Origin of the sequence: Variovorax sp. Root434, from assembly GCF_001426595.1 — a bacterium.
Classification (GTDB): Bacteria; Pseudomonadota; Gammaproteobacteria; order Burkholderiales; family Burkholderiaceae_C; genus Variovorax.
On sequence record NZ_LMEK01000025.1, the window covers coordinates 587,042 to 613,559 of the forward strand.

The window sequence follows — 26,518 nt, forward strand, 5'->3', positions numbered from 1 at the left end:
CCGCGACCCTCAACACCGTGACGACATGACCGCACTTGTTATTGCCGAACACGACCACGCGACCGTCAAGCCCGCGACCCTCAACACCGTGACCGCGGCGCTGGCCTGCGGCGGCGACGTCCATGTGCTCGTGGCCGGTGCCAATGCCGCCGAAGCCGGCAAGGCCGCCGCGCAGATCGCGGGCGTGGCCAAGGTCATCGTGGCCGACAGTCCGAGCCTGGCCGAGAACCTGGCCGAGAACGTCGCCGCCCAGGTGCTGGCGATTGCCGCCAACTACAGCCACATCCTGTTCCCCTCGACCGCCAACGGCAAGAACGTCGCGCCTCGCGTGGCCGCCAAGCTCGACGTGGCGCAGATCAGCGACATCACCAAGGTCGACAGCCCCGACACCTTCGAGCGCCCGATCTACGCGGGCAATGCCATCGCCACCGTGCAGAGCGCAGACCCGATCAAGGTCATCACCGTGCGCACGACCGGCTTCGATGCCGCAGCTGCGACCGGTGGCAGCGCAGCGGTCGAAACGGCCGAAGGCGTGGCCGACAGCGGCAAGAGCAGCTTCGTGGGCCGTGAAGTCACGAAGAGCGAACGCCCCGAGCTGACGGCCGCCAAGATCATCGTCTCGGGTGGCCGGGCGCTGGGCAGCGCGGAGAAGTTCACCGAGGTGATGGCGCCTCTGGCCGACAAGCTCAACGCGGGCCTGGGCGCCAGCCGCGCGGCCGTCGATGCGGGCTACGCCCCGAACGACTGGCAGGTGGGCCAGACGGGCAAGATCGTCGCGCCGCAGCTGTACATCGCAGCGGGCATCTCGGGTGCCATTCAGCATCTGGCCGGCATGAAGGACTCCAAGGTGATCGTGGCGATCAACAAGGACGAAGAAGCGCCGATCTTCTCGGTGGCCGACTACGGGCTCGTGGCCGACCTGTTCACGGCGGTGCCGGAACTGGTGACCACGCTGTAAGAGGACCCGGCACCGATGAAGACCCGCATCACCGAGCTGCTCGGCATCCGCTATCCCATCGTCCAGGGCGGCATGCAGTGGGTAGGCCGCGCCGAGCTGGCCGCGGCCGTGTCGAACGCCGGGGGCCTGGGCATCGTGACGGCGCTCACGCAGCCCACGCCCGACGACCTGCGCAACGAAATCGCGCGCACGCGCACGCTGACCGACAAGCCCTTCGGCGTGAACCTCACGATCCTGCCGGCGGTGAAGCCACCGCCGTATGCGGAGTACGTGCAGGCCATCATCGACAGCGGCGTGAAGATCGTCGAGACCGCGGGCAACAGCCCGAAGGACTTCATCGAAGCGCTGAAGCGCCACGACGTGAAGATCGTGCACAAGTGCACCTCGGTGCGCCATGCACTCTCGGCGGAGCGCAACGGCGTCGATGCAGTGTCGGTGGACGGCTTCGAATGCGCGGGCCACCCCGGCGAGGACGACGTGCCCGGCCTGGTGCTGCTGCCGGTCGCGGCGCGCAAGCTGCGCATTCCGATCATCGCCTCGGGCGGCATTGCCGACGGGCGCGGCATGGCCGCCGCGCTGGCGCTGGGCGCCGAGGGCGTGAACATGGGCACGCGCTTCTGCGTGACCAAGGAAGCGCCGATCCACGACAACATCAAGCAGGCGCTGGTCGATGCCACGGAGCGCGACACGAAGCTGATGTTCCGCACGCTGCACAACACCGCGCGCGTGTTCCGCAACGCCATCTCCGAAGAGGTGGTGGCCACCGAGAACCGTCCGGGCGGCTGCGAGTTCGAGGATGTGCGCCCACTGGTGGCCGGCGCGCGCGGCCGGGCCGCGCTGGAGTCCGGCGAGGTGCACAACGGTGTGGTCTCGGCGGGCCAGTGCATCGGGCTGATCGACGACATTCCGACTTGTGCGGAACTGCTGGAACGCATGGTGCGCGAGTGCCGCGAGCATCTGGACCGGGCGCGGTCCTGGATGCATTGAGCCTTTCTGCTCGCATCCGGGGGGCGCTCACGCCGACGGGGTACCTTGCTCCGCGAATGTCCCCCGCCCTTCGGGCTCCTCCTTTATTTCGCTGCGCAAGGCACCCCATCGGCCTGAGCGTTGAGAGCCGCTGCTGACTGACACGACACTGGCCCATGAGGTCCGCGCGCGGCGCATTGCGGAAGCTGCATTTGTTGGCGGTTGCCGAGACTTCGTGCCGGATGGAACGGCTGCTTCGCCGGGTTCTTCTCTAAAGTGGATGCCCCTGTCACTCCATACCCCAACAAGGGAACAAGGAAGGCGCAACACACCAAGCCACCGTGATGTTTGAAGGCTGCTTGCCTCGCGGCAGGTCGTCGGTGCGAAAGCAGCGATACAGATGCGAGGTATCAAAAGGCGACGGCCAGGGTGTTACTAGCACCCCAGCCGTCTAACCAAGTTCGTGCACGACCCTCGAAAGGAACGCACAAAAATGGCTACCAAGACTATAGCCCGGCCTCGCACGCCGGTAGCTTCCGAAGAAAACGCCCAAGACCCGGCGGATCTTCTTGAAAACACCCTCTCTCAGCTCGAAGCCCTCCTATGGGTCTGCCACGGGGAAGAGATCGACTGGTGCAGCGGAGATGGGCCTCGGCAACTGAACAACCTGCTTTGGCTTGCGGCTGAACTGGCTCGTAAGGCTGGGGAGCTGTTTCAGGTGAGCGAGAAGGCGCGACGTGGGGCGCCTGAGACTGGCGATTAGCGGCTGGTCTGCGGGCTGCGGGTTTCGCGGCCCGCCTGAGGAACGGGGGCTTTGAGATGGAACGACTGAAGCATTCGTGATGGAGAGAATTCGGCTTGGTTGAGGTTGCTTGTGGGGTAGGTCTCAGTGGCAGCTATGTATCCCAGCTGATCGTCGACCGACAATGCGAGCACCCGCTTTGCAGCGGGAGCGGTAATTCCACCCTGCTTCTCGGGCCGCCCGGTCTGTGTCCTTGAGCAGTCGTACACAGCGAGCTGCCGTATGTGAGGAGGCAGTTGTATGCGCACGCTCGAGGAGCGCTACGCCGTCTGGGAATTCGCGCTTGATGAAGATGGTAATGAGGGGTAGGACGAAGCGGCAGTCCGGCCATACGAGGGGGGCGGACAACTCGCCCCGCCTGCAAGAACGGTCGTCGCTGAAGGCACCCTCAACCCTCACAGATAGAAAGTTCGCAAACCAAGTAAGGAGCCTTCTTGTGTCCGCGGGGAGCTCAGGCTGGCTTGAAGGCCCCAGAAAGCTCGGCTCGCCAATGAAGCTGAAACAGCACGCTGTCGGGCTCCTGAACTTGGAGCTCGTGCTGCAGCACCGTGCCGTCTGGTTGTTGCTCAAAGACAAGGCAATCGAACCAGGCGGCGGGCACTAGGAAGATTCGGTTGTCCGGCGTCAGCATGTCGAAGACGAGCGCGCCGTTGACCATCCAATTTGCGAACGGTCCCTCCCTATCTTGACGTGCCGTGAACTCAACGCCATGAGGTGGCCCTGAGCGGCCTTCCACTTGCCAGTACATCTCCTCGACTATGTGACCGGTTGGACCGCGCGGCACAAGGACAACCGGCGTCCTGCCTGACAGCCGGTCGGCGCGAATCGCCGCTGCGAGATTCAGCAATTGCTCGCCCCCTGAGGCGCCTTCAATGGGTTTGATGGCCTTGATCTTTAGCGCTTCGTTGAGGGCCAACGGCAGAGTGACCCACGCAATCTGCCGCGCCCACCGCTGGACGTCCGCTTGAGGGAACTCTTCCTCGGTAGGCCGCAGGAATGTGGCCTTTTTGTGGCGACTCCGCCGCACCGACCACATTTCCTTGGACATGGCCACAGCCCCCACGCCTGTCCGAATGTGGCCATTCCAAGCCTTGCCGTCGGTCGGGTTCAGCAACTCGGCCTGCAGGCGGTCCACGAGTGTCCTCGCGGCATCTCGCGGCACAACGACCTTGCGCAGCTCTGCGTCGATTTGTGCATTGACTACCTGCCGCAGTTGCTTCAACTTGCTTCGCCATGGCAGCAATGGCGACACCTGACGCATGGGCAAGCCGAAGCTGGCGCGCAGAGCGGCTGCGGCAATTGGCAGCTCCCTCCGGAACGGCCGTTGCACCTCGGCGACGAGCAGGGATAGGACTTGGGACAGAGCACGCATCGTATCCAGCCCCTGCAGGTCCCTACACAAGCCGGTCGAGTCGCGAAGCACAAACCTGCCCGCGCCCGTCGACGCGAGCAGCAAAGTCACGAACCCTTTTGCCTGCGACTCTGGATTGCTTTGATATCCGTGGCCCGTGTAGGTCCAGCCGTTGATGACGGGTCCATCGTTCCCTCTCCGCAGTATTCGGGCGACGAGTGAAGAGGACTGCGCGCGCGAGTGTGGATCGAGGCAGCAGAGACTGAGATACGTGCTCAGAAGCTGGTCTGGATCAAGTAGGCTCTGAGGATCGGCTGACGGCCCAGGATTGAAGAACGTAAGGGTCAGTACGTGGCCCGCGACGCGGTGCGCGAGTTCTTGGAAGGTGCCGTGAACTTCGTCGCGCAAGAGAAGCAGCGCGCTTGTAAATCGCACGACCTCCCAATGACGCTGGAGGCTTGCCCAAAGAACGTGGACCGCGTCATCAAGGGTGGCGTCGCCCTGGATGGCCGCGGAGATTTGCTGGCGCGCTTTGGACCAAGAAATGTCCAACTCTCCGAACTTGACCGCAGGCAGGTCGGCCGCGTATTCGAAACGGCGAGCGCCATATTCGTAGGCACGGTCAGAGAGCCAGTGGCTCAGGCAATCGCTGTACCACTCGGACGCAACCTTGTCGCCGCGGCGGACCGCGCGTATCAACAGCCTGACGCACATGTCGGCATGCGTCATCCACGTCACCGTGGCCCTCAGGCGCGCTACCCAGCGTTGCTCGTCCTTGCCCCCCTTCTCGTCGAACGGCACAACCGCGACATTCAGCCCATTGACGACGGACGTGACGGCGTCCCTGTAGTCGGAGGCCATCGGCTCTGGGAGCTGTGCACCGGTCGCCGCAAAGACAGCTTGTGAACGATGAGCTTCGCGAGTCCACCACGTCCCGAGAAAGTGGTCGATGAGCTCGTACTGCTCAAGGATGTCGTATGTCATCCGCGCGTCCTGCGGACTTGCACAACGGACCAGCTCAGCAGGAAGCCTGCACAGGTCGCGCCAGAGGCCCTGGTTGGCAGAAATTTTGTTCGCCGTCGCCTCAAACAGCGGCCGGTAGGGGTCAAGCCAGTGGTCGCTGACGCTGCGGTGTCCTGCCGACCATGGCGCCGAGGCGCTCGCGAGATTCGAGTGCTGATCTGTGTTCGAGTTGTGGAGAAATGCTTCGTGCAGACGGCGCATCTTTTTGAAGGCCGAAGCGGCTTCGTCAAACCTTCCTTGCTCCAGTTGCGACTGCACCTCGCTGGCGAGCTCTTCCAGCAGGCCCTTGGTATTGCCGTTGAAGAAACGGGGAGGTGGGGGTGCGAAAACGTATGCCTGCAAAAGGTCGCGACGCTCTCGTGGCGTAAGGTCTGGCCCGTCTGTAACGCGGGCAATGTGTACTCGGCCGGTGTATTCGCCCCAGAACGACGGCAGAAGTTCCAAGGTTGGGGGCCTCTGCTTCGCTCCCTTTTCGATGGGATGGCCCACGGCGCGTTTTGCCCACCTGCGGGCTACTCGATTCACAAGAAACAGGTCAACGTCGACCAGCTCGTTCTTGCCGGACAGGGTCGTGGAAACGGTCGGCTCTCCTGAACGAATTGCCATCGTGCGGACAAGCGGCTCGACGCGCCCGCTTCGGTATTCCCCGATGTTGGGTCCACCGGCCTCATAGAGGGCAGCCGTCTCTGCTTCCTCGAGGTCCGACCAAAGCACGTAGCCGAGCGATAGGCGCCTGTAGGTCGTCTCGCCGATGTCTTCCTCGACATAGCGCACGGTCTTCACCAAGAAGTAGCCTGTCATGCCTATGTTGGCCAGCAGCCAGAGGCCATCGAACACGGCTCCGAAGAGGAAGAGCTCACGCGACACGTAGTACGCGGCAAGGTATTGCCCCGACAGCACTAGCAGAAGCAACAGGGAGCTCGTGCCCGCCGGCAGCACGGCTGACTCGCGCATGTAGAAGGCCAGCGCGAACTTCGACGATGCCCGTCGCTGTAGCAGGATGGGTACGAAGGTCAGGACGATGGGGTAGACGAGAGCGATGAGGGTCGCCTGTACGGTCCAAATGGTCCCGAAGAAGGCCGCGTGTGTGTAGTCGGTGGGGAGGTCGGGAAATGGGATGACTACCCATTCGGGGAACGGCGCGGGCCAGCAGGCAAGGGCCAAAATGGCGCATGCGAAGCCAACGAGCGCCGCGAAGATGATTGGGTGTGAACCTCCCCAAAGCACGGTGCTTGCGAACCAGCCGGGGTAGTCGTTGTGGGCGGCGTGGTCCCGTCGCACCTTCGCGATTCGTGCCGCTGCCAGCGTTGCAATAGAGCGCGCCAAATCAGCGGTCTCGTCCTTGGGCTGCTTCCCCAGCGCGTCCTGGATACGCGCCAATGCCGCTCGGGCGAGCCGCCGGAATGGATGCATGCCTCGCACTCCCTATGTTGATTCTTCGAGATTGTCGCGTACATCGCCAGCAGCCGGGGCTGCCAACCTCCCGCAAGTGGCCGAACCGGCGGCTGGTGGTCTGACTGCCTTGGGCCGGCAAGCTGTCGCTCACGACCTTCGAGGTGAAAGACCGCACCCAGCCTGAAGCGAACATCGAACGCAGTCACACCAAAGTCGACCGCAACCGACACCAGCCCTTCGGAGTTCTGCTTGTCCACCTCCCGTCTCTCACGAAAGCTCAGTAGTACGCCCCCGCACGTCCATCTGCAATCCGCCGCAGCGGTCGAACCGCCAACCTCACAGCCGCACTCATCGTGCGCAGGGCATCGGGTACTCCCCGCAGCGAAATAAAGGAGGAGGCCGCAGGCCGGGGGACATTCGCGGAGGGGAGTACTCGGTGCCCTGCGCACACGCCCCGAAGGCGCCCCACAAGCCAGCTCGCATCTGGCTGCTGGTGGTGGCGAATGCAGTGAAGGCAATTGCCGCGCGCAATAAGCAGGCACCGCAGTTTGCTGCGGGCGCATCAGCCGCGGTAGCGGCTCGGGTTAGCGCCCGCCACTTTCTTCATCAACCGCCGCAGCGCCGTGGCGTCCTGGTAGCCCACGGCGCCGGCCACCTGCTCGACCGTCATGCGGCTGGTTTCGAGCAGCGCGCGGGCGCGCCGCAGCCGCACGCCTTGCACCAGCGCCTGCGTGCTCTTGCCGGTGGCTTTCTCGATGTGACGCGACAGCGTGCGCTGCGACATGCAGAACTCGCGCGCCAGCTCGCTCACGGAGGGTAGGTCCGGCAGCGCCGACTCGACCCGTGCGGTGAGCCGCGTCACCAGCTCGTTGCCGTTGGCCAGCATCTCCGTCACGATGAACGGCGACTGCGCCTGGCGGCCATCGATGAGCAGCATGCGCGAGACCAGATCGGTGAGCGCGCTGCCGCAACGCTCGCGCAACAGGTGCAGCATCAGGTCGGTCTGCGCGAACGCGGCGCCAGCCGTGACGACAGGGCCGTCGGAGCACACCATGCGGTCGGCATCGACGGTGCAGCCGGGCGCCATGCGCGCGAGCAGCGGTGCGTACCACCATGAAACGGTCGCGCGCCGGCCCTGGAGCAGGCCGGCGGCATTCAGCAGGAACACGGCCGAGCACGAAGCCGCGACCTGCCCCCCTGCCTTTGCGTGACGCGCGAGGCCCGCGATGGCCTTGGCCGCGTCGGCGCTCTCCAGGCACTGGCGGATCTCGCCGGGCGTGTTGAGGCCGAGCCCCGGCACCACCCACGTAGAGCGATCTACGCGGGGGCGCACGGGCAGGCGCGTGGTGTCCAGGCTCATGCCGGCGCGCAGCTGCACCGGGCCGCCGTGCACCGAGCACAGCCGCCACCGGGGCGGCGCGACGCCTGCGCGCGCAGCCATCGCTTCCGCGGCGCCGAGGACGTCCATCGTGACCGCCACGCTGGAGTTGAAGGCGCCGGGCAGTACCAGCACGGTGAAGTCATGCATCTGGATGTTGGCCGATAAAGCCTTAAAGGAGTCGAATTGGACACTGCCATTCTGGCGAGGCCGAACGTCCAATACAAGCTTCACAGTTCCCTCAGGCCACATCCGCATGCCCACCATCCTCGTGAAGATTCCTCATGGCTCGTTTCCCGGCGAGAGCCGCGCCGCGCTGGTTCGCAAGATCAACGAAGCGGCAGCAGCGGCTGAGCAGATGCCCGACGAGCCCCGTGCGCGAAGCATGTGCTGGGTGCTGGTCGAGGAAGCCGCCGCCGGCGCATGGACCTGTGGCGGCGTCGACGCGACAGCGCGGCTCTTGCCCTGCACCGTGCTCGCGTACCTGCCAGCCGGTGTGCTCGATGACACATCGCGCGAGCTCTTCGTCGCACGCATTCACGCATCGTTCGAGGAAGCACTGCCGGCGGACGACCGGCGCCGGCTCGCCACGTCCGTGGTGATGAACGAAGTGCCCGACGGCGCCTGGGGCGTGGGCGGCAAGGTCTGGCATTTACCCGACTTCGCACGCAGCGCGGGCTATGCGCATCTGCAGCATCTCGTCGATTCGGCACCGGCCGCCTGAACACCGAAGGAGAGTCCCATGGCACAACGCCCCATGAACGAAGACGACACGCTCGACGACTTCACTCCGCGCCAGATCACGCTCGATGGCATCGAAAAGAAGGTCTACGTCATGGGCCGGGGCCCCGCCGTGATCGTGATGACCGAGATGCCCGGCATCAGCCCCCACGTGGCGCGCTTCGCCCGCTGGGTGCGCGGCGCGGGCTTCACCGTCTACATGCCCTCGCTGTTCGGCCGGGACGGCGCGGTGCCCGGAACCGAGGAAGGCGTTGCGGTGTTCAAGCGGGCCTGCGTCAGCGCCGAGTTCCGGGCCTTCGCATCGAACGCTTCGAGCCCGGTGACGCAGTGGCTGCGCGCGCTCGCGCGGCTGGCGCACGAAGAATGCGGCGGGCCCGGCGTGGGCGCGATCGGCATGTGCTTCACGGGCAACTTCGCGCTCTCGATGATGATGGAGCCCGCCATGCTCGCACCGGTGGTGTGCCAGCCTTCGCTGCCGATGGACGAGCCGGCCGGCATGAACGTGGCGGCCGACGAACTGGCGGCCGTGCGCGAGCGCCTGGAACGCGAAGACCTGACCGTGATGGCCTATCGCTTCGACGGTGACCGGTTCTGCAAGGCCGAGCGCTTCGCGGCGTTCTCGCAGGCACTGGGCGATCGCTTCGTTGCACGCGTGCTGCCCGACAGTGCCGCCAACCCCGACACGCCGCCCTTCTTCGCGCAGGTGGTGGCCAGCCCGCACAGCGTGGTGACCGCGCACCTGATCGACGAAGCCGGCCAGCCGACGCTGGCGGCGCGCGACGAGATCCTGGCGTTCTTTGCGCGACGGTTGCTCGACGACCCACGCTGACGGGCGCTCGCGCTCTGGCAGACTTGCCCAGCAGGGCGCACCGTTCGCGCTCGCCGAGGAACCTTGTCATGCAAACCACGCCATCCACCGACGCCACGGTGCACACGCTCATCATCGACACCGACCCCGGCGCCGATGACGTGATCGCGCTGCTGTTCGCGATGGCTGCGCCCGAGCGGCTGCGCATCGAGGCGCTGACGACGGTGGCCGGCAACGTGCCGCTGGCCAAGACCTCGCGCAACGCGCGGCTGGCCTGCGAATGGGCCGGGCGGCCGGAGATGCCGGTGTACGCGGGCGCCGAGCGGCCCCTGCAGCGCACGCCGATCTACGCAGCCAACATCCACGGCAAGGAGGGCCTCACGGGTGTCGATGTGCACGAGCCCGCCGCGCCGCTGGCCGATGGCCATGCGGTCGACTACCTGGTGCGCACGCTGCGCGCAGCCCCCGAGAAGAGCGTGACGCTCGCGATGCTCGGCCCGCAGACCAACCTTGCACTGGCGCTCGAGCAAGCCCCCGACATCGTGCGCGGCCTGCGCGAGCTGGTGCTCATGGCCGGCGCACATTTCAACGGCGGCAACATCACGCCGGTGGCCGAGTTCAACGTGTTCGCCGATCCGCATGCGGCCGAGGCGGTGCTGCTGGAGAGCGGCGTGCCCATCACCATGCTGCCGCTGGACGTGACGCACAAGATCCTCACGAGTGACGAACGCATCGCGCGGCTGCGCGGCCTCGGCAACCGGGCCGGCGCGATCGTCGCGGACATCCTCGACGCCTACGCGCCCCAGGAGATGAAGCACTACGACATGCCCGGCGGCCCGGTGCACGACGCCACGGTCACGGCCTACCTGCTGCAGCCTTCGCTCTTCAAGGGCAGGCGCATCCACGTGGAGGTCGACAGCCGCGAAGGCATGGGCTTCGGGCAGACGGTGGCCGACTGGTACGGCAGCCTGCACCGCACGCCCAACGTGAACTGGATCGTCGACGGCGATGCGCAGGGCTTCTTCGATTTGCTGACGGAACACATCGCGCGGCTGCCCTGAGCACTTTCGCGCCGCGTTTCACGCACTTCATCGCAATCCAGTGGCAGCCGCGCAGCGGCGCGGCCACCATGCGGACTCCATCGACACCGTCCAGGAGATCCACGATGCGCACCGTTTTCCGCCAGGTCCTGCTGCTCGCCTCGGGCTTGCTGCTGTCGTTCCAGCTCATGGCCGCCGAAGCCGGCTGGCGCCAGCTGAGTCTTCCGGTTGCGACGCCGGACGCCGCGCCCGTCGTGGTCGCGCTCTACTACCCGACACAGGCCGCCGCCCGCGCCATTCCCATGGGGCCGTTCACGGTCCGCGTGGCCATCCAGGCGCCACCCGAGGAGCGCTTCAAGGGCCTGATCGTGTTGAGCCACGGTGTCGGCGGCACCGAACTGGGCCACACCAGCCTGGCCGAAGCGCTCGCGCGGGACGGCTACCTGGTCGCGGCGCTGCGCCATCCGGGCGACAACTGGCAGGACGGCGCACTGCTGCGTCAAGGCGCGGCGGCCTACTTCACGCAACGGCCGCAGCAGATCTCCCACGTGATCGACGTGCTGTTGAAAGACCCGATGTGGAAGGACCGGATCGCTGTCGACGCGCAAGGCCCCCGCATCGGCGCACTGGGTCATTCGGCCGGCGGCTACACGGTGTTGGCGCTCGCGGGCGGGCAGGCCGACCTGTCACGCATCGCCAGCCACTGCGCGAGCGAGCGCGCCGCCGACCCGATCTTTTGCGGCATCGGCCGCAACGCTGGAGCGCCGACCGGCACAGTGGCGGCCCCGGCATCGCCGCTGCTGCCTTCACTGCGCGACCCTCGGGTACGCGCGGTCGTGGCGATGGCTCCGGCCGGCGTTCCCTTCACGGCCGCTTCGCTCGCGGACATCCGCGTGCCCACGCGGGTCTACGAGGCGCAGCTGGACCGTTTCCTCGTTCCGCGCTTCCATGCCGAATGGGTCGCGCAGAACATGCCGGGCGCCGAACTCCAGCGGATTCCCGACGCCTGGCACTTCGCCTTCATGGACACCCCCTCGAGTGCGATCCCGACGGACGACGGGGACGTTCGGGCCGATCCGCCAGGCTTCGACCGCAAGGCGCTGCTGGCGCGGCTGGGCAGCGAGATTCCGGCGTTCTTCGACAAGGTGTTTGCGGCGAGCCCCAGCACGAAATAGATCGCGTGCACAGGGCCACCGCCAATGAAAAAGGGGCCGCGCTCTCGAAGCGCGGCCCCTTTTGCCTGAACCCGGCAGCGGCTTGTCAGTGCTGCAGGATCTTGTTCAGGAAGTCCTTGGTGCGCGGCTGGCGGTTTTCCGGGTGGTTGAAGAACTCGTCCTTCGGGCAGTCTTCGAGGATCCTGCCGCCCACGTCGATGAAGATCACGCGGCTCGCAACCTTGCGGGCGAAGGCCATTTCGTGCGTGACCACCATCATGGTCATGCCTTCCTTGGCCAGGCTCACCATCACGTCGAGCACTTCGCCGACCATCTCGGGGTCGAGCGCCGAGGTGGGTTCGTCGAACAGCATCACGATCGGGTCCATCGACAGCGCACGGGCAATCGCCACGCGCTGCTGCTGGCCGCCGGACAGCTGGCCTGGGAACTTGTCCTTGTGCGCCATCAGGCCCACGCGGTCGAGCATCTTCAGGCCGCGGGTCTTGGCTTCGTCGGGCGTGCGGCCCAGCACCTTGATCTGCGCGATCGTGAGGTTCTCGGTCACCGACAGGTGCGGGAACAGCTCGAAGTGCTGGAACACCATGCCGACCTTGGAGCGCAGCTTGGGCAGGTTGGTCTTGGGGTCGTGCAGCGGAATGCCGTTGACGGTGATCTCGCCCTTCTGGAAGGGCTCGAGTGCGTTCACGGTCTTGATGAGGGTGGACTTGCCCGAGCCCGAGGGCCCGCACACCACCACCACGTCGCCCTTGGAGATGTTCACGTTGCAGTCGTTGAGCACCTGCACCGGGCCATACCACTTCGATACGTTCTTGATTTCAATCATTTTTTCGGACATTTCTTTCTCTCCGGTTCAGCCACTCAATCAGCGAATGATGGCGATCTTCTTGTGCAGGCGTTTCACCAGCCAAGAAAGGGCGTAGCACATGACGAAGTACACGACGGCCGCGAGCAGGTACGCCTCGATCGGACGGCCGAAGTTCTTGCCCGCGGTCTCGAAGCCCTTGAGCATGTCATAGGCGCCGATGGCGTAGACCAGCGAGGTGTCCTGGAACAGGATGATGGTCTGCGTGAGCAGCACCGGCAGCATGTTGCGGAAGGCCTGCGGCAGCACCACGAGGCGCATGTTCTGGCCGTAGGTCATGCCCACCGCCTGGCCCGCGTTCACCTGGCCGCGCGGGATCGACTGGATGCCCGCGCGCATGATCTCGCTGAAGTACGCTGCCTCGAACGCGACGAAGGTGATCACGGCCGAGATTTCGGAGCGGTAGTTGGAACCGACCGAACCGAACAGCGAATAGAACGATGCCGGCACCAGCAGGAAGAACCACAGGATCACCATCACCAGCGGGATGCTTCGCATGCCGTTGACGTACAGCGCCGCGGGCGCATCGAGCCACTTCTTGCCCGACAGGCGCATGAGCGCCAGCAGAGTGCCGAAGATCACGCCGCCGATGGTGGCCACTATCGTCAGCATGATGCTGAAGTAGAAGCCCTTGACGACGAAGTTGCTGATGACGTCCCAGTTGTAGAACGACAGGTCGAGATTCATCATGTCAGTGTCCTCCGCCGCCGCTGCTGGCCGAGACGATGAAGCCCGGCACGCGGGTCTTCTTCTCGATGAATGCCATGAGCCGGTTGATGAGCAGGGCCGACACCACGTAGCACGCCGTCACCGCGAGGTAGACCTCGATGCCGCGCGAGGTTTCTTCCTGCGCCTGCATGGCGAACATGGTGAGCTCGGCGACCGACACGGCGAACGCGACGGACGAGTTCTTGAAGATGTTCATCGTCTCGCTCGTGAGCGGCGGGATGATGATGCGGTAGGCCATCGGCAGGATCACGTAGCGGTAGTACTGCGCGGTGGTGAAACCCACCGCCATGCCCGCATAGCGCTGGCCCTTGGGCAGCGCCTGGATGCCCGAGCGCACCTGCTCGGCGATACGCGCCGAGGTGAAGAAGCCCAGCGCCAGCACCACGAGGATGAAGCTCGGCACGCCCTTCATCACCGGGATCAGCGCCGGGATCACGTGGTACCAGAGGAAGATCTGCACCAGCAGCGGGATGTTGCGGAACAGCTCCACCCACGCATTGCCCAGCCGCACCAGCCACGGGCTGTCAGGCAGCGTGCGGATGATGCCGATCAGCGAGCCCAGCACCAGTGCCACGATCAGCGCCAGCAGCGCGACCGACACCGTCCAGCCCCACGCCGAGAGCATCCATTGCAGGTAGCTCGGATATTCCCCCCCGGGGTCTTGCAGGAACACCTGCCAATCCCAGTTGCCCATTTGTATTTACTCCTTCTTCACCGTCTCTTCGAAAACCAGTCCCTTGAAAAGAAACGCCCACCGCGAAAGGTGGGCGTCATCACGCAGCGACGCGCGCTTATTCCTTGGTGACGTACTCTTCGGCCGGCTTGTCGTTCGGGTTGGCCCAGGCGTTCTTGGTGGCTTCGCCCAGCGGCAGGCCGATGGTCACGCCAGCCGGCGGGATCGGCTTCAGGAACCACTTGTCATACAGCTTGGCGAGCTCGCCCGACTTGGCCTGTGCCTTGATGCTGTCGTCCACGGCCTTCTTGAAGGCCGGGTCGTCCTTGCGGATCATGATGCCGATGGGTTCGACGGCCAGCACGTCCGGCAGGATCTTGTAGTCCTTGGGCGACTTCGACTTGGCGGCCAGCGCGGCCAGGATCGAGCCGTCCATCACGAAGGCGTCGGCACGGCCGGTTTCCAGCAGCAGGAAGCTGTCGGAGTGGTCCTTGCCGTAGACCTCCTTGAAGGTCAGGTTCTCGGCGCGCTTCTGCTTGCGCACGGTCTGCAGCGGCGTGGTGCCGGTGGTGGTGGCGACCGTCTTGTCCTTCAGGTCGGCCAGCGAGTGGATGCCCGAGTTGGCCTTGACGACGATCTTGGTTTCTTCGACGTAGGTGGTCACGCCGAAGGCCACGTCCTTCTGGCGGGTGGCGTTGTTGGTGGTGGAGCCGCACTCGATGTCCACGGTGCCGTTCTGCACCAGGGGAATGCGGTTCTGCGAGGTCACGGGCTGGTACTTGACTTCGAGCTTCTTGCCGATGGACTTCTCGAGGTCCTTGATGATGTTGGCGCAGACGTCGTAGTGGAAGCCGGTGTATTGGCCGTTGCCCAGCGTGTACGACAGGCCCGAGGATTCACGCACGCCTTCGGTGATGGTGCCCGAAGCCTTGATCTTGGCCAGGGTGTCATTGGCCTGAGCGAAGACGCCGCTGGTGGCGAGCGCCGCGATTGCCAATGCCATTGCTTGTTTTTTCATACAGAAAACTCCTGAGGGTGACTGAAACAGATACAACTAAATTCTAGACATTCACATTTTGCGTGATACCCGGACCAACCCGGTGCATTCACACCCACGCTGCACCGGCCATGCGCATTGCAGCGCCAGCCTGGTGCGATCCTGCCTCCTGGCATTGTCCGACTTTCACTAAGCAGCCTTTGTGCCCGAAGGCTCGGCAGCCGGCGGAACCGGCGCCACCGACAGACGCACCGGCTGCGTCAGGTTCTCGGGCACGAGCAGCGCGTCCATCTCGGCGCGCGTCATGATGCCCAGCGACTCGGCCACCAGGTCGATCGGCCCGCCCGTGGCGAGCGCGGTCTTGGCAATGAGCGCGGCCTTCTCGTAACCGATGAGCGGGTTGAGCGCCGTGACCAGCGTGACCGATTCGCGCACCCGCTTGGCGAGGAACTCGCGGTTGGCCTCGATGCCGACGACGCAGTTCTTCTCCAGCGTGTTGCAGGCCCGGCTCAGGTGCTGGATGCTCTTGAACAGGCTCCAGCCCATGATCGGCTCGAAGGCGTTGAGCTGCAGCTGCCCGGCCTCGGACGCCAGCGTCACGGTGATGTCGTTGCCGATGACCTCGAAGGCGACCTGGTTCATCACTTCCGGGATCACCGGGTTGACCTTGCCCGGCATGATCGACGAGCCCGCCTGCCGCGCCGGCAGCCGGATCTCGCCGAAGCCGGCCTGCGGGCCACTGGACAGCAGGCGCAGGTCGTTGCAGGTCTTGCTGAGCTTGGTCGCCACGCGCTTGAGCACACCCGACAGCTGCACGAAGGCGCCCGTGTCCTGCGTGGCCTCGATGAGGTTGGCGGCCTGCTTGAGCGGCACGCCGGTCTGTTCGGCGAGGTACTGGCAGGCGAGGTTCGCGTAGCCGTGTGGCGCGTTGATGCCGGTGCCGATGGCGGTCGCGCCGAGGTTGATTTCCTCGATGAGGGCGCGTGCCTCGCCCAGCCGGGCCTCGTCTTCGCCGATCATGATCGCGTAGGTCAGGAACTCCTGGCCCAGCGTCATCGGCACGGCGTCCTGCAGCTGCGTGCGGCCGATCTTGAGGATGTCCTTGAACTCGAGCGCCTTGGCCTCGAAGCTGCGGCGCAGCGACGCCATCGATTCGAGCAGCCGGTCGATGGCGAACCACAGCGCCAGGCGCACCGCCGTGGGGTACACGTCGTTGGTGCTCTGCGAGGCGTTGACGTGGTCGTTGGGGTGCAGCACGTCGTAGCGCGCCTTCTCGTGGCCCAGCTTCTCGAGCGCGAGGTTGCAGATGACCTCGTTGGCGTTCATGTTGGTCGAGGTGCCCGCGCCGCCCTGGATCACGTCGACCACGAACTCGTCGAGCAGCTTGCCGTCGATGAGGTCCTCGCAGGCCAGGATGATGGCCGCCGCGCGGTCGCGGTCGATGGCGCCCAGGTCGGCGTTGGCGCGGGTGGCGGCCTTCTTCACGTAGGCCAGCGCACGCACCAGGTCGGGCATGGCCGAGATGCGCGTGCCGGAGATGGGGAAGTTCTCGACCGCGCGCGCCGTGTGCACGCCCCAGTAGGCGACGGCGGGGATCTGCTTGTCGCCGAGGAAGTCGTGTTCAGTCCTGAAATTGGAGCTCATGGAGGTTCCTCGGCTTAAAAAAAAGCACGCGCAGGGCGCGTGCCGGGTCGTGCTGCTTGCAACGGCAAAAAAACTGCCGCGACTGTAGTGGCGCCGGTTCAAGGGCGCCAATGCCGTTTGCGGGGTGTCCTATGCGTGGCATTTATAGATTGTGCGTTGCACAAAATCCGGTCATCGACGCTGGGGCTGGGTGCCGACCAAATAAGACCATAACGCATCGGCAGTGCGTTTGGGCTGCAGGCCCTCGGCGGTCGAAGCCTTCGCAGCGCGGCCGCCACCGGCCCTTAGCGGGGCCGCCATGCCGGGCCGCTCGCGGTAGGCGCGGATCTCCATCGTCGCCTCCAGGCTGTCGATCTCGGGCGGCAGCGCACTCACGAGCTTGCGCGCCTTGATCTCCTTGCGCACCGCGCTCTGCGGCAAAAAGGCGATGCCATGGCCTTCGAGCGCCATGACCTTCAGGCCTTCGGCCATGTCGGTCTCGTAGACCCGGTCGAGGTGAATGGCGGTGCCCGACTCCTTCAGCAGCTGGTCGACCACGCGGCCCAGGTAGGCGCCGGGCGCGTAGCCCAGGTACGGCAGAGGCTGGCCGGGGCGCCCCGGCAGCCGGTAGCGCGGCGCGCCTTCGGCGTCGGCCTTGACCCAGGGGGCCACGGTTTCCTCGCCGAGGCTGACCATCTCGTACTTGTTGGCGTCGAGCTGCAGCGGCTGCGAGGGGTGGTGATAGGCGATCAGCAGGTCGCAGCTGCCCTCGACCAGCCGCAGCACCGCGTCATGCACGTTGAGCGCGATGAGGCGGCTCTTGATCGGCCCGAAATGCTCGCGCAGGCTGGTCACCCACGAGGGGAAGAAGGTGAAGGCCAGCGTGTGCGGAACCGCGATCTCGATCACGTCCTGCCCGGCGGCCGAATGGCCGCGCAGCATGGCGCGGGTGCTCTGCAGCGACTGCAGCATCTCGATGGCCTGGCCGTAGAGCGTCTGGCCCGCGGGCGTGAGGCGCGTGGGGTAGGAGCTGCGATCGACCAGGTCGGTGCCGGCCCAGCCCTCGAGCGCCTGGATGCGGCGCGAGAACGCGGGCTGCGTCACGTGTCTCAATTGAGCCGAGCGGCTGAAGCTGCGGGTTTCCGCCAGGCTGATGAAGTCTTCGAGCCACTTTGTTTCCATACGCGGCGATTATGCGAGCGCCGCGCCATACTGGACGCCCCTCCTTTTCCCGCACTCGCCATGCCTTCAGCCGACGACCTGCTCGCCCTCAGCGCCACCGAACTCTCCCGCCGCATCGCCGCGCGCGACGTGTCCTGCCGCGAAACGATGCAGGCCTCGCTGGCCCGCATCGAGGCGCTGAACCCGCGCTTCAACGCCATCGTGTCGCTGCGCGATCCGGCGCAGCTGCTGGCCGAGGCCGGCGAGCGCGACGCCGAACTTGCACGCGGCGAACGGCGCGGCTGGATGCACGGCTTTCCGCTGGCGGTAAAGGACCTGAGCCATGCCGCAGGCCTGCCGACCTCGATGGGTTCGCCGTTGTCGCCGCGCTCGCCGGCACGCACCGACAGCCTGCACGTGGCGCGCGCCAGGGCAGCCGGCGCCATCGTGATCGGCAAGACCAACACGCCCGAGTTCGGGCTCGGCTCGCACACCTACAACACGGTGTTCGGCATCACGCGCAACGCCTACGCGCCCGATCGCAGCGCAGGCGGCAGCAGCGGTGGCGCCGCCGTGGCGCTGGCCCTGGGCATGCTGCCCGTGGCGGACGGCAGCGACATGATGGGATCGCTGCGCAACCCCGCGGCCTTCAACAACGTGATCGGCATGCGGCCCTCGCGCGGACGCGTGCCGGGCAATCCGGACGAGGAACTCTTCTTCCAGCAGCTGGGCTGCGAAGGCCCGATGGCGCGCACGGTGGAAGACGCGGCGCGGCTGCTGGCGGTGCAGGCCGGCTTCGACACGCGCGTGCCGCTGTCGTCGCCCAACGCCCTGCCCTCGCCCGATGCACTGCAGCTCGACGGCGACGGCAAGGGACTGCGCATCGGCTGGCTCGGCAGCATCTGGCCCGACCTGCCGCTCGCGCCCGGCATCCGCGAACTGGGCGAGAAGGCGCTCGACACCTTCCGCACCATCGGCTGCGAGGTCGAGCCCTGCACGCTCGACGTGCCACGCGAGCACAACTGGAGCGCATGGCTGCGGTTGAGGCAGCTGCTGGTGGGCGGCAAGCTGGGCGCCTACCTGAGCGACCCGAAGCTGTTCGCGCAGCTCAAGCCCGAGGCGCAATGGGAGATCGAGCAGAGCCGTCACCTGGATGCGGCCTCGCTCTACCAGGCCTCGGTTTACCGCTCGAACGTGTACCGCGCGTTCCTCAGGCTGTTCGAGCGCTTCGACTTCGTGCTGGCGCCGACCGCGCAGGTGTTTCCGTTCGACGCGGAAATGCACTGGCCGAAGGAAGTCGCTGGCGTGGCGAGCGACACGTACCACCGCTGGATGGAGATCGTCACGCCGTTCACGCTGGCGGGGCTGCCAACGCTGAATGTGCGCGCCGGCTTCGGCGAAGGCGGGTTGCCGATGGGGCTGCAGCTGGCGGGGCCGATCCACGCGGACCTCGATGTGCTGCGGCTTGGGCATGCGTATGACCAGGCATGCGGCTGGGCTTCGCAGCGCCCTCCCGTATTGGCTTGACTCCCTCCCCCGCTGGGGGAGGGCTGGGGTAGGGGCACGCGGCGTATCCATTGGGCGCTCTGCCTGCCCCCATCCCAACCTTCCCCCAGAGGGGGAAGGAGCAAGATGCTGGATGGAGATCGTCACTCGCTCACGCTGACGGAGCTTCCCATTGCCCTCCGGTCTTGGCTTGACTCCCTCCCCCGCTGGGGGAGGGCTGGGGTGGGGGCAAGCGGCGTATCCATCGGGCGCTCTGCCTGCCCCCATCCCAACCTTCCCCCAGAGGGGGAAGGAGCAAGGCATCAGATGGGGGTGAGGACGCCGCGCCCCGCGAAGTGCCCTTCGGCATTCGCAAGGAAATGGTCCACCGACTTCTGCGTCGCCTCGGGCGACCAGCCGGCCATGTGCGGCGTCAGCAGCACGTTGTCGAGGCCGACCAGCGGCTCGGGCCGCTTCGGCTCGCTCTCGTACACGTCGAGGCCGGCTCCCGCAATGCGGTTCTCGCGCAATGCCGCCGCCAGCGCCTCGGTATCGACCACGCTGCCGCGCCCGATGCTCACCAGGTAGCCCTGCGGCCCCAGCGCGTCGAGCACTTCGGCATTGACCAGATGCTTCGTCGCGGGTCCGCCCGGCGCGGCCAGCACCAGGAAGTCGGCCCAGCCTGCCATCGACTTCAGGTCGTCGAAGTAGCGGTGCGCGGAGCCTTCCTTCGGCTTGCGGTTGTGATAGCCGACCTCCATGTCGAACGCCGCCGCCCGCTTCGCGATCTTCTGTCCGATGGTGCCCATCCCCAGGATGCCCAGCTTCTTGCCCGACACGTTCGGCGGCTGCGGAATCGCTTCGCGCCACACGCCTTCGCGGCACAGCCGGTCGAGCTTGCGGAACTCGCGCACGATGCCGATCAGCAGGCCGAAGGCGTGATCGGCCACGCAGTCGTCGTTGGTGCCCGCGCCGTTGGCCGTGGCGATGCCGCGCGCACGCGTCACCTCGAGCGGCACGCCCTCGTAGCCCGCGCCCATGCAGCAGATCAGCTCCACCGCCGGCATGGCCGCGATCTCCTCGGGCGTGATGCCGATGACGCCGATGGTCAGCACCGCGCGGAACTTCTTGCCGTGCTCGGCGATGGCAGCCGCGCGCTGCACGTCGCCGAAGGCATAGGTCATGTCGTAGACCTCGGCAATCTGGGCCTGGTGGGCGCTCGACAGGCTGTTGAGCACCAGCAGGGGAATCTTGGTCGACACGTGGGAACTCCTGAACGAAAAAATGAAATGGATGATCGCGCTACATCAGCGGCGCCGCTTCGCTCTTCTGCAAAGCCCACATCTGGGCATAACGGCCCTGCTTCGCGAGCAGCTCGGCGTGCGTGCCGCGCTCGACGATCACGCCGGCTTCCAGCACCAGGATCTCGTGCGCGTCGACCACCGTCGACAGGCGGTGCGCGATGACCAGCGTGGTCTTGTCCTGCGCGGCGCTCTTCAGCTCCGACTGGATGGCGCGCTCATTGGCCGAGTCGAGCGCCGAAGTGGCCTCGTCGAAGATCACGATCGGCGGGTTCTTCAGCAGCGTGCGCGCGATGGCCACGCGCTGCTTCTCGCCGCCCGAGAGCTTGAGCCCGCGCTCGCCCACGGTGGTGTCGTAGCCCTTGGGCGTGGCCGAGATGAAGTCGTGGATGCGCGCGGCGCGGGCGGCGGCCTCCACCTCTTCGCGCGAGGCGCCCGGGCGGCCATAGGCGATGTTGTATTCGACCGTGTCGTTGAACAGCACCGTGTCCTGCGGCACGATGCCGATCGCGCGGCGCACGCTCGACTGCGTGACTGCGCGGATGTCCTCGCCGCCGATCGTGATGCGGCCCTGCTGCACGTCGTAGAAGCGGTAGAGCAGCCGCGCGAGCGTGGACTTGCCCGAGCCCGAGGGGCCGACCACGGCCACCGTCTTGCCGGCCGGGATTTCGAAGCTCACGTGCTTGAGGATGGGGCGTGCGGGCTCGTAGGCGAAGCTCACGTCCTCGAAGCGCACGGTGGCGTCGGCGCCGGCCAGCGGCTGCGAGCCGGGCGCGTCGCGCACCTCGCGCTCCTTCTCCATCAGCACGAACATCTTGTCGAGGTCGGTCAGGCTCTGCTTGATCTCGCGGTAGATCACGCCCAGAAAGTTGAGCGGAATGTAGAGCTGGATCATGAAGGCGTTGACCATCACCAAGTCGCCCAGCGTCATGCGCCCGTCGACCACGCCCGAGGTGGCGCGCCACAGCATCAGCACCAGGCTGATGGCGATCAGCGCCTGCTGGCCGGTGTTGAGCATGCTCAGCGTGCGCTGGCTCTTGATGGCGGCCTTGCGGTAGCGGTCGAGGCTGGCGTCGTAGCGGCCGGCCTCGAAGTCCTCGTTATTGAAGTACTTGACGGTCTCGTAGTTCAGCAGCGAATCGACCGCGCGGCTCTGCGCCACCGAGTCGAGCTCGTTCATGGTCTTGCGGAACTGCGTGCGCCACTCGGTCACCGTGACGGTGAACGTGATGTACAGCACCAGCGCGGCCGCCGTGATCCAGACGAACAGCGAGTCGAACTTCACGCCCAGGATGGTGAGCACCAGCACCAGTTCGATGATGGTCGGCACGATGCTGTAGAGCGACATCGAGATCAGCGAGTGCACGCCGCGCGTGCCGCGCTCGATGTCGCGCGTCATGCCGCCGGTCTGGCGCTCCAGGTGGAAGCGCAGGCTCAGCGAATGCAGGTGGCGGAACACCTCCAGCGCGATCTGCCGCGCCGTGCCCTCGGTGGCCTTGGCGAAGATCAGCTCGCGCAGCTCGCCGAACAGCGAGGTCGAGAAGCGCAGCAACCCGTAGGCCAGCAGCAGCCCGATGGGCACGATGAGCAGCGCCTGCGCCATGTCAGGCTTGGGCGTCATCGTGTCGACCAGGTTCTTCAACAGCACCGGCACGCCGACGTTGGCAACCTTGGCGCCCACCATGAAGCCCAGCGCCGCGGCCACCCGCCACTTGTACTGCCAGAGGTAGGGGAACAGACGGCGAAGGGTCGCCCAGTCGGAACGGTCGCTGCGCGCCGGCGGATGGCTGCCGGCCGTGTGGGGGGAAGGAAGGGCTTCGCCGCTGCGGCGCATAGGGGACAATCGTGGTTGCTTGTTTGTTCCAGATTGTGCCCATGTCAGATACTTCCAGTGCCGCCGCCGCGGCCACCCTCAAAAGCCTGCCCACCGACATGGAGCTGGTGCTCAAGGTCATTCCGATGCCGGCGGACTGCAACGCCAACGGCGACATCTTCGGCGGCTGGGTCATGGCGCAGTGCGACCTGGCCGGCTCGGTGATTCCGGCTCGCTACGCCAAGGGCCGCCAGGCCACGGTGGCGGTCAACGAATTCATCTTCAAGCAGCCGGTGCGGCTGGGCGACATTCTTTCGTTCTATTCGAAGCTGGTGCGCATCGGGCGCACCTCGGTCACGGTGACGGTCGAGGTGTTCGCCGAGCGCTTCCGTGCGCAGGGCGAGTACATCAAGGTGACGCAGGCCACCTTCACCTACGTGGCGATCGACGACAACGGCCGCCCGCGGGTGATCGAGCAACAGCCCTGAACGAGCTCAGACGCCCGGGTCGCGTACGCGCTCGAAGTGCTCGAACTCGCGGTTGACCCAGCGCCCCTCGCGGCGCTCGACGCGGCGGATGTACACGGTCTGCACGATGTCCCGCGTGTGCGCGTCGATCTCTATCGGGCCGCGCGGGCTGTCGAGCCGCACACCCCGGAACGCGTCCACCAGCCGCTCGCCAACCGCGCCACCGTGCGCCGCGGGCGAGGCCATCGCCGCGTCGATGGCCGCGAGCGCATCGTGGGCCGCGACCGCGAAATATCCCGGACGCAGGTGATCGCCGTACTCCGCCTGGAACGCCGACGTGAACCGGCGGTTGGCCGGCGACTCGTGCGCGAATGAATAGTGGTGGCTGGTGACGAGCCCGTCGGCCAGCTCGCCGATGCCCTCGAGGTAGTGGTCGTCGGTGGCGTCGCCGGTCGCGAGCAGGCGGATGCCGGCGTCGGCCATGCCGCGGTCGCGCCAGAACTTCAGGAAGGTGGCCGGCATCTGCCCCGACGGCAGGAAGAAGAACACCGCCTGTGGCTTGAGTTCGCGCAGCCGCAGCATGTAGGCCGAGTAGTCGAGCGTGGCCAGCGGCACCCGCAGCATCGCGCCGACCCGACCTCCACCCGCGGTGATGCCCGATACGAAAGCGCTTTCGGCATCGACGCCCGAGGCGTAGTCGGCCACCACGGTGCAGACGTCGCGCAAGCCTTGCTGGAGTGCCCAGCGCGCCAGCGGCAGCGTGACCTGCCCGATGGTGAAGGACACCCGCACCGCGAACGGGCAGCGCGCCGTGATGCCCGAAGAGGCCGCGTTCATCACCACCAGGGGCAGCTTCGCCTGCGTGGCAACGCTGCCCACGGCATAGGCGTTGGAGCTGAAATCCAGGCCCGCCAGCAGGTCGACGCGCTCGCTTTCCACGAGGTCCAGCGCATGGCGGCGCGCCTGGTCGGGCGCGCTGCCGGGCACATCGCGCCGCAGCAGTTCGACCGGCCGGCCCGCGATATTCTGGTTGTGTGCCGCCAGCCAGACGGCCATGCCGGCATCGAACTGCCGGCCACCGCCCGCATAAGGGCCGGACCACGAACCGATGACGCCGATGCGCAGCGGGCGCACCCGCGCCAAGGCCAGCGAGGGGGCTGCCAGGGCACCTGCCAGCAAACCGAAAGTACGCCGGCGCGAAATGCGAAATGCTACTTTTTCAGTAGCATTATTTGCCTGCGGGCCGGGCGTTGCGGGGGTTCTTTTCTCTTGCACGCCGCGCAGTGTACGTATGCAGGCCCCGGCCCGGGAGGCGCGTCAGACCTTGGAGAAATCCGGCTTGCGCTTCTCCATGAACGCGCCGAAGGCCTCGCGCGCCGCCGGTTCGCGCAGCATGCGGCCGAAGCTCGCACCCTCCTCGCCCATGCGCTCCAGCACGGCGGGCATCTGCGCCTTCTTCAGCAGGCGCTTGGTTTCCACCAGCGCGCTCAGCGGCTTGGCGGCGAGCTTGCGGGCCTGCGTCTGCGCGATGGCGTTGGCCTCGGTCGGCGGCACCACGCGGTTGACCAGGCCCACCTCCAGCGCGGCCTCGGCCATGAAGGGCTCGCCCAGCAACAGCGCCTCGGCCGCACGGTGGTAACCCAGCATCTGCGGCACCAGCAGGCTGGACGCCGCTTCGGGGCACAGGCCGAGGTTCACGAAGGGCATCGAGAAGGCGGCGTTGTCGCCCGCGTAGACGAGGTCGCAGTGGAACAGCATCGTGGTGCCGATGCCCACGGCCGGGCCGCACACGGCCGCGACGATGGGCTTGGGGAAGGTCGCGATGCCGCGCAGGAAGCGGAACACCGGCGACTCCTGCGTGGACGGCGGGGCGTTGAGGAAGTCGCCGATGTCGTTGCCCGCGCTGAAGATCGTCGGGTCGCCCTGGATCAGCACGCAGCGCACGGCCGCATCGCTCTCGGCGGTGGCCAGCGCATCGGCCAGTTCGGCGTACATGCCGCTGGTGATCGAGTTCTTCTTGTCGACGCGGTTGAAAGTGAGGGTCATCACACCGGCTTCGGTGTGGACGAGGATGTCGCTCATGGGTGGTCCTTGGATGAATGGATGGATTGGCGCCGCAGTCAGGCGCAAAGGGCTTCGCGGACGAAATCGAGGCGGTCTTGCCCCCAGAACATCTCGCTGCCGACGAACATGGTGGGAGCGCCGAACACGCCGCGCTCCACGGCTTCCTGTGTGACGGCCTTGAGGCGGTCCTTGGTTTCCTGCGCCCCGGCCAGCGCGAGCAGGCCCGCGGCGTCGAAGCCCGCATTCTGCAAGACGGCACCGACGATTGCCGGGTCGTTGAGATTCTTCGGCTCGACCCACATCGCGTGGAAGACCGCGTCGACATACGCACCGAAGCGCGCCGGCTCCTTCATCTGGATGCCGGTAGCGCCGCGCATCAGCAGCAGCGTGTTGATGGGGAAGTGCGGGTTGTGCACGAAGGGCACGCCGTAGCGCTTCGCGAAGCGCTGCAGGTCGACGGTCATGTACGGGCCCTTGGGCTTGATCTCGGCGGGCGAATGGTTGCCCGTGGCCTGGAACACGCCGCCCAGCAGCATGGGCTTCCACACCAGCTCGGCGCCGGTGTCGGCGCATACGTGCGGCAGCTGCGTTGCGGCCAGGTAGGCGGCGGGGCTGCCGAAGTCGAAATAGAAGTCAACAGATTTGGTCATGGGTGCCTTCTCAAGGGAGCTTTGCGTTCGAGAGCTGCTGTTCAGGGCGCGTGCTCAGGCCACCGGGTACTCCCCTCCGCGAATGTCCCCCGCCTTCGGCTCCTCCTTTATTTCGCTGCGGGGAGCACCCGGTGCCCTGTGCACGATGGGCGCCGCCGTCGTGCTGGCCGATCAACAAGTGCTCTGATCGATCACGCTGGCGGGGTGCCTTGCGCAGCGAAATAAAGGAGGAGGCCGAAGGCCGGGGGACATTCGCGGAGCAAGGAAGCACCCCAAACCCGGCGATTCGAACAGCAAGCCGTCATCTCAGAATTTCTCGGACCAGGGCCGCAGATCGAGCTCGTGCGTCCATGCATCGCGCGGTTGCGAATGCAGCATCCAGTAGCTGTCGGCGATATGGTCCGGGTTCAGGATGCCGTCGCTTTCCTTCAGTGCATAGCGCTCGGGAAAGTTGCTGCGGATGAACTCGGTGTCGATGGCGCCGTCGACCACCACGTGCGCTACGTGAATGCCTTGCGGCCCCAGTTCGCGCGCCATCGACTGGGCCAGCGCGCGCAGTGCCATCTTCGCGCCCGAGAAGGCGCCGAAGTTGACCGCACCGCGCAGCGATGCCGTCGCGCCCGTGAAGATGATCGTGCCGCGATGCCCGCCTTCCGGCATGTCGCGCGCCACCATCCGCTTGGCCACCTCGCGCCCGTTGAGAAAGCCCGAGAAGCAGGCCATCTCCCACACCTTGAAGTACTTGCGCGCGGTCTCGCTCAGGATGCTCTCGGGCACGTTGGCCCCGATGTTGAACACCATCACCTCGATCGGCCCTACCGTCGACTCGATCTGCTCGACGAGCGCAACCACCTCCTCTTCCTTGCGCGCGTCGCAGGCGAAGGCATGTGCGCGGCCGCCGTCGGCCTCGATCTGCGCCACCAGCGGCTGCAGCTTGTCGAGGCTGCGCCGCGTGACGCAGGTGGCGAAGCCTTCGCGCGCGAAGCGGCGGGCAATGGCGCCGCCGGTGGCGTCGCCCGCGCCCACGATGAGTGCAGCCTTGGTGAGCGCCATGAC

At 66.3% G+C, this 26,518-nt stretch carries 23 protein-coding genes; 9 read left to right on the plus strand and 14 right to left on the minus strand.

Translation table 11 applies throughout. The features are described 5' to 3' along the window. The first annotated feature begins 25 nt into the window (after positions 1-25). From ASD05_RS23455 to ASD05_RS29710, 3 genes are all read left to right on the plus strand, one after another. Positions 26-958: an electron transfer flavoprotein subunit alpha/FixB family protein gene (locus tag ASD05_RS23455; RefSeq protein ID WP_056597563.1), complete on the plus strand. Its 933-nt coding sequence runs from the start codon at positions 26-28 to the stop codon at positions 956-958. A gap of 15 nt (positions 959-973) precedes the next feature. Then, positions 974-1,945: an NAD(P)H-dependent flavin oxidoreductase gene (locus ASD05_RS23460; protein ID WP_056597564.1), complete on the plus strand. Its 972-nt coding sequence runs from the start codon at positions 974-976 to the stop codon at positions 1,943-1,945. A gap of 472 nt (positions 1,946-2,417) precedes the next feature. Next, positions 2,418-2,687 carry a hypothetical protein gene (locus ASD05_RS29710; protein ID WP_082572263.1) on the plus strand — a complete coding sequence of 90 codons (270 nt, stop codon included), beginning with the start codon at positions 2,418-2,420 and terminating at the stop codon, positions 2,685-2,687. Between the two features lie 490 nt (positions 2,688-3,177). Here the strand turns inward: ASD05_RS29710 and ASD05_RS23465 are convergent, their stop codons facing one another. Together ASD05_RS23465 and ASD05_RS23470 are read right to left on the minus strand one after the other, a co-directional pair. After that, on the minus strand, positions 3,178-6,513 hold the full coding sequence (locus tag ASD05_RS23465; RefSeq protein WP_157610240.1) for a hypothetical protein: 3,336 nt from the start codon (positions 6,511-6,513) through the stop codon (positions 3,178-3,180). Positions 6,514-7,057: 544 nt separating this feature from the next. Then, a complete protein-coding gene (locus ASD05_RS23470; RefSeq protein ID WP_056597566.1) occupies positions 7,058-8,023 on the minus strand; it encodes a GlxA family transcriptional regulator in 966 nt (321 codons plus the stop codon). A gap of 106 nt (positions 8,024-8,129) precedes the next feature. Here ASD05_RS23470 and ASD05_RS23475 point away from each other — a divergent pair, with 106 nt between their 5' ends. The 4 genes from ASD05_RS23475 (at position 8,130) to ASD05_RS23490 (ending at position 11,637) form a co-directional block, all read left to right on the plus strand. Continuing rightward, on the plus strand, positions 8,130-8,597 hold the full coding sequence (locus ASD05_RS23475) for a tautomerase family protein (protein WP_056597567.1): 468 nt from the start codon (positions 8,130-8,132) through the stop codon (positions 8,595-8,597). Positions 8,598-8,615: 18 nt separating this feature from the next. Further along, a complete protein-coding gene (locus ASD05_RS23480) occupies positions 8,616-9,443 on the plus strand; it encodes a dienelactone hydrolase family protein (RefSeq protein WP_056597568.1) in 828 nt (275 codons plus the stop codon). A 68-nt stretch (positions 9,444-9,511) separates the two neighbouring features. Next, a complete protein-coding gene (locus ASD05_RS23485; RefSeq protein WP_056597569.1) occupies positions 9,512-10,483 on the plus strand; it encodes a nucleoside hydrolase in 972 nt (323 codons plus the stop codon). 104 nt (positions 10,484-10,587) lie between these two features. Further along, positions 10,588-11,637: an alpha/beta hydrolase family protein gene (locus ASD05_RS23490; RefSeq protein ID WP_056597570.1), complete on the plus strand. Its 1,050-nt coding sequence runs from the start codon at positions 10,588-10,590 to the stop codon at positions 11,635-11,637. Between the two features lie 85 nt (positions 11,638-11,722). Here the strand turns inward: ASD05_RS23490 and ASD05_RS23495 are convergent, their stop codons facing one another. From ASD05_RS23495 to ASD05_RS23520, 6 genes are all read right to left on the minus strand, one after another. Then, positions 11,723-12,460: an amino acid ABC transporter ATP-binding protein gene (locus ASD05_RS23495; protein ID WP_056513337.1), complete on the minus strand. Its 738-nt coding sequence runs from the start codon at positions 12,458-12,460 to the stop codon at positions 11,723-11,725. Positions 12,461-12,499: 39 nt separating this feature from the next. Further along, positions 12,500-13,189: an amino acid ABC transporter permease gene (locus ASD05_RS23500; RefSeq protein ID WP_007838246.1), complete on the minus strand. Its 690-nt coding sequence runs from the start codon at positions 13,187-13,189 to the stop codon at positions 12,500-12,502. A gap of 1 nt (position 13,190) precedes the next feature. Beyond that, on the minus strand, positions 13,191-13,922 hold the full coding sequence (locus ASD05_RS23505; protein WP_056597571.1) for an amino acid ABC transporter permease: 732 nt from the start codon (positions 13,920-13,922) through the stop codon (positions 13,191-13,193). A gap of 97 nt (positions 13,923-14,019) precedes the next feature. Then, the gene (locus tag ASD05_RS23510) at positions 14,020-14,919 is read right to left on the minus strand and encodes an amino acid ABC transporter substrate-binding protein (protein ID WP_056597572.1); all 900 of its coding nucleotides are present in this window, start codon (positions 14,917-14,919) and stop codon (positions 14,020-14,022) included. Between the two features lie 168 nt (positions 14,920-15,087). Further along, positions 15,088-16,542 (minus strand): aspartate ammonia-lyase, encoded by a 1,455-nt coding sequence (locus tag ASD05_RS23515; protein WP_056597573.1) that lies wholly within the window; start codon positions 16,540-16,542, stop codon positions 15,088-15,090. A 171-nt stretch (positions 16,543-16,713) separates the two neighbouring features. Next, positions 16,714-17,703 carry a LysR substrate-binding domain-containing protein gene (locus ASD05_RS23520; protein WP_056597574.1) on the minus strand — a complete coding sequence of 330 codons (990 nt, stop codon included), beginning with the start codon at positions 17,701-17,703 and terminating at the stop codon, positions 16,714-16,716. Positions 17,704-17,763: 60 nt separating this feature from the next. Here ASD05_RS23520 and ASD05_RS23525 point away from each other — a divergent pair, with 60 nt between their 5' ends. Continuing rightward, complete coding sequence (locus ASD05_RS23525; protein ID WP_056597575.1) at positions 17,764-19,209, plus strand: amidase; 1,446 nt, start codon at positions 17,764-17,766, stop codon at positions 19,207-19,209. Positions 19,210-19,490: 281 nt separating this feature from the next. Here ASD05_RS23525 and ASD05_RS23530 read toward each other — a convergent pair whose 3' ends face one another. Both ASD05_RS23530 and ASD05_RS23535 read right to left on the minus strand, forming a co-directional pair. Next, a complete protein-coding gene (locus ASD05_RS23530) occupies positions 19,491-20,429 on the minus strand; it encodes a 2-hydroxyacid dehydrogenase (protein WP_056597576.1) in 939 nt (312 codons plus the stop codon). A gap of 40 nt (positions 20,430-20,469) precedes the next feature. Further along, positions 20,470-22,302, minus strand: coding sequence for an ABCB family ABC transporter ATP-binding protein/permease (locus ASD05_RS23535; RefSeq protein ID WP_056597577.1), 1,833 nt, complete (start codon positions 22,300-22,302; stop codon positions 20,470-20,472). Between the two features lie 41 nt (positions 22,303-22,343). Here ASD05_RS23535 and ASD05_RS23540 point away from each other — a divergent pair, with 41 nt between their 5' ends. Continuing rightward, positions 22,344-22,769 (plus strand): acyl-CoA thioesterase, encoded by a 426-nt coding sequence (locus ASD05_RS23540; RefSeq protein WP_007834091.1) that lies wholly within the window; start codon positions 22,344-22,346, stop codon positions 22,767-22,769. Positions 22,770-22,775: 6 nt separating this feature from the next. Here ASD05_RS23540 and ASD05_RS23545 read toward each other — a convergent pair whose 3' ends face one another. From ASD05_RS23545 to ASD05_RS23565, 4 genes are all read right to left on the minus strand, one after another. Beyond that, positions 22,776-23,882 (minus strand): ABC transporter substrate-binding protein, encoded by a 1,107-nt coding sequence (locus ASD05_RS23545; protein ID WP_056597967.1) that lies wholly within the window; start codon positions 23,880-23,882, stop codon positions 22,776-22,778. Positions 23,883-24,065: 183 nt separating this feature from the next. Then, positions 24,066-24,830, minus strand: a complete 765-nt coding sequence (locus ASD05_RS23550) for an enoyl-CoA hydratase (protein ID WP_056597578.1) — start codon at positions 24,828-24,830, stop codon at positions 24,066-24,068. Between the two features lie 38 nt (positions 24,831-24,868). Beyond that, a complete protein-coding gene (locus ASD05_RS23555; RefSeq protein WP_056597579.1) occupies positions 24,869-25,462 on the minus strand; it encodes a 2-hydroxychromene-2-carboxylate isomerase in 594 nt (197 codons plus the stop codon). A 306-nt stretch (positions 25,463-25,768) separates the two neighbouring features. Continuing rightward, a complete protein-coding gene (locus ASD05_RS23565; protein ID WP_157610242.1) occupies positions 25,769-26,515 on the minus strand; it encodes an SDR family oxidoreductase in 747 nt (248 codons plus the stop codon). Between the last annotated feature and the right edge of the window lie 3 nt (positions 26,516-26,518).

Excerpts from the sequence above, each read along its gene's own strand:
- ASD05_RS23455 (WP_056597563.1), top strand. The coding sequence starts at position 26 with ATGACCGCACTTGTTATTGCCGAACACGACCACGCGACCGTCAAGCCC.
- ASD05_RS23460 (WP_056597564.1), top strand. The coding sequence starts at position 974 with ATGAAGACCCGCATCACCGAGCTGCTCGGCATCCGCTATCCCATCGTC.
- ASD05_RS29710 (WP_082572263.1), top strand. The coding sequence starts at position 2,418 with ATGGCTACCAAGACTATAGCCCGGCCTCGCACGCCGGTAGCTTCCGAA.
- ASD05_RS23465 (WP_157610240.1), bottom strand. The coding sequence starts at position 6,513 with ATGCATCCATTCCGGCGGCTCGCCCGAGCGGCATTGGCGCGTATCCAG.
- ASD05_RS23470 (WP_056597566.1), bottom strand. The coding sequence starts at position 8,023 with ATGCATGACTTCACCGTGCTGGTACTGCCCGGCGCCTTCAACTCCAGC.
- ASD05_RS23475 (WP_056597567.1), top strand. The coding sequence starts at position 8,130 with ATGCCCACCATCCTCGTGAAGATTCCTCATGGCTCGTTTCCCGGCGAG.
- ASD05_RS23480 (WP_056597568.1), top strand. The coding sequence starts at position 8,616 with ATGGCACAACGCCCCATGAACGAAGACGACACGCTCGACGACTTCACT.
- ASD05_RS23485 (WP_056597569.1), top strand. The coding sequence starts at position 9,512 with ATGCAAACCACGCCATCCACCGACGCCACGGTGCACACGCTCATCATC.
- ASD05_RS23490 (WP_056597570.1), top strand. The coding sequence starts at position 10,588 with ATGCGCACCGTTTTCCGCCAGGTCCTGCTGCTCGCCTCGGGCTTGCTG.
- ASD05_RS23495 (WP_056513337.1), bottom strand. The coding sequence starts at position 12,460 with ATGATTGAAATCAAGAACGTATCGAAGTGGTATGGCCCGGTGCAGGTG.
- ASD05_RS23500 (WP_007838246.1), bottom strand. The coding sequence starts at position 13,189 with ATGATGAATCTCGACCTGTCGTTCTACAACTGGGACGTCATCAGCAAC.
- ASD05_RS23505 (WP_056597571.1), bottom strand. The coding sequence starts at position 13,922 with ATGGGCAACTGGGATTGGCAGGTGTTCCTGCAAGACCCCGGGGGGGAA.
- ASD05_RS23510 (WP_056597572.1), bottom strand. The coding sequence starts at position 14,919 with ATGAAAAAACAAGCAATGGCATTGGCAATCGCGGCGCTCGCCACCAGC.
- ASD05_RS23515 (WP_056597573.1), bottom strand. The coding sequence starts at position 16,542 with ATGAGCTCCAATTTCAGGACTGAACACGACTTCCTCGGCGACAAGCAG.
- ASD05_RS23520 (WP_056597574.1), bottom strand. The coding sequence starts at position 17,703 with ATGGAAACAAAGTGGCTCGAAGACTTCATCAGCCTGGCGGAAACCCGC.
- ASD05_RS23525 (WP_056597575.1), top strand. The coding sequence starts at position 17,764 with ATGCCTTCAGCCGACGACCTGCTCGCCCTCAGCGCCACCGAACTCTCC.
- ASD05_RS23535 (WP_056597577.1), bottom strand. The coding sequence starts at position 22,302 with ATGCGCCGCAGCGGCGAAGCCCTTCCTTCCCCCCACACGGCCGGCAGC.
- ASD05_RS23540 (WP_007834091.1), top strand. The coding sequence starts at position 22,344 with ATGTCAGATACTTCCAGTGCCGCCGCCGCGGCCACCCTCAAAAGCCTG.
- ASD05_RS23550 (WP_056597578.1), bottom strand. The coding sequence starts at position 24,830 with ATGAGCGACATCCTCGTCCACACCGAAGCCGGTGTGATGACCCTCACT.
- ASD05_RS23555 (WP_056597579.1), bottom strand. The coding sequence starts at position 25,462 with ATGACCAAATCTGTTGACTTCTATTTCGACTTCGGCAGCCCCGCCGCC.
- ASD05_RS23565 (WP_157610242.1), bottom strand. The coding sequence starts at position 26,515 with ATGGCGCTCACCAAGGCTGCACTCATCGTGGGCGCGGGCGACGCCACC.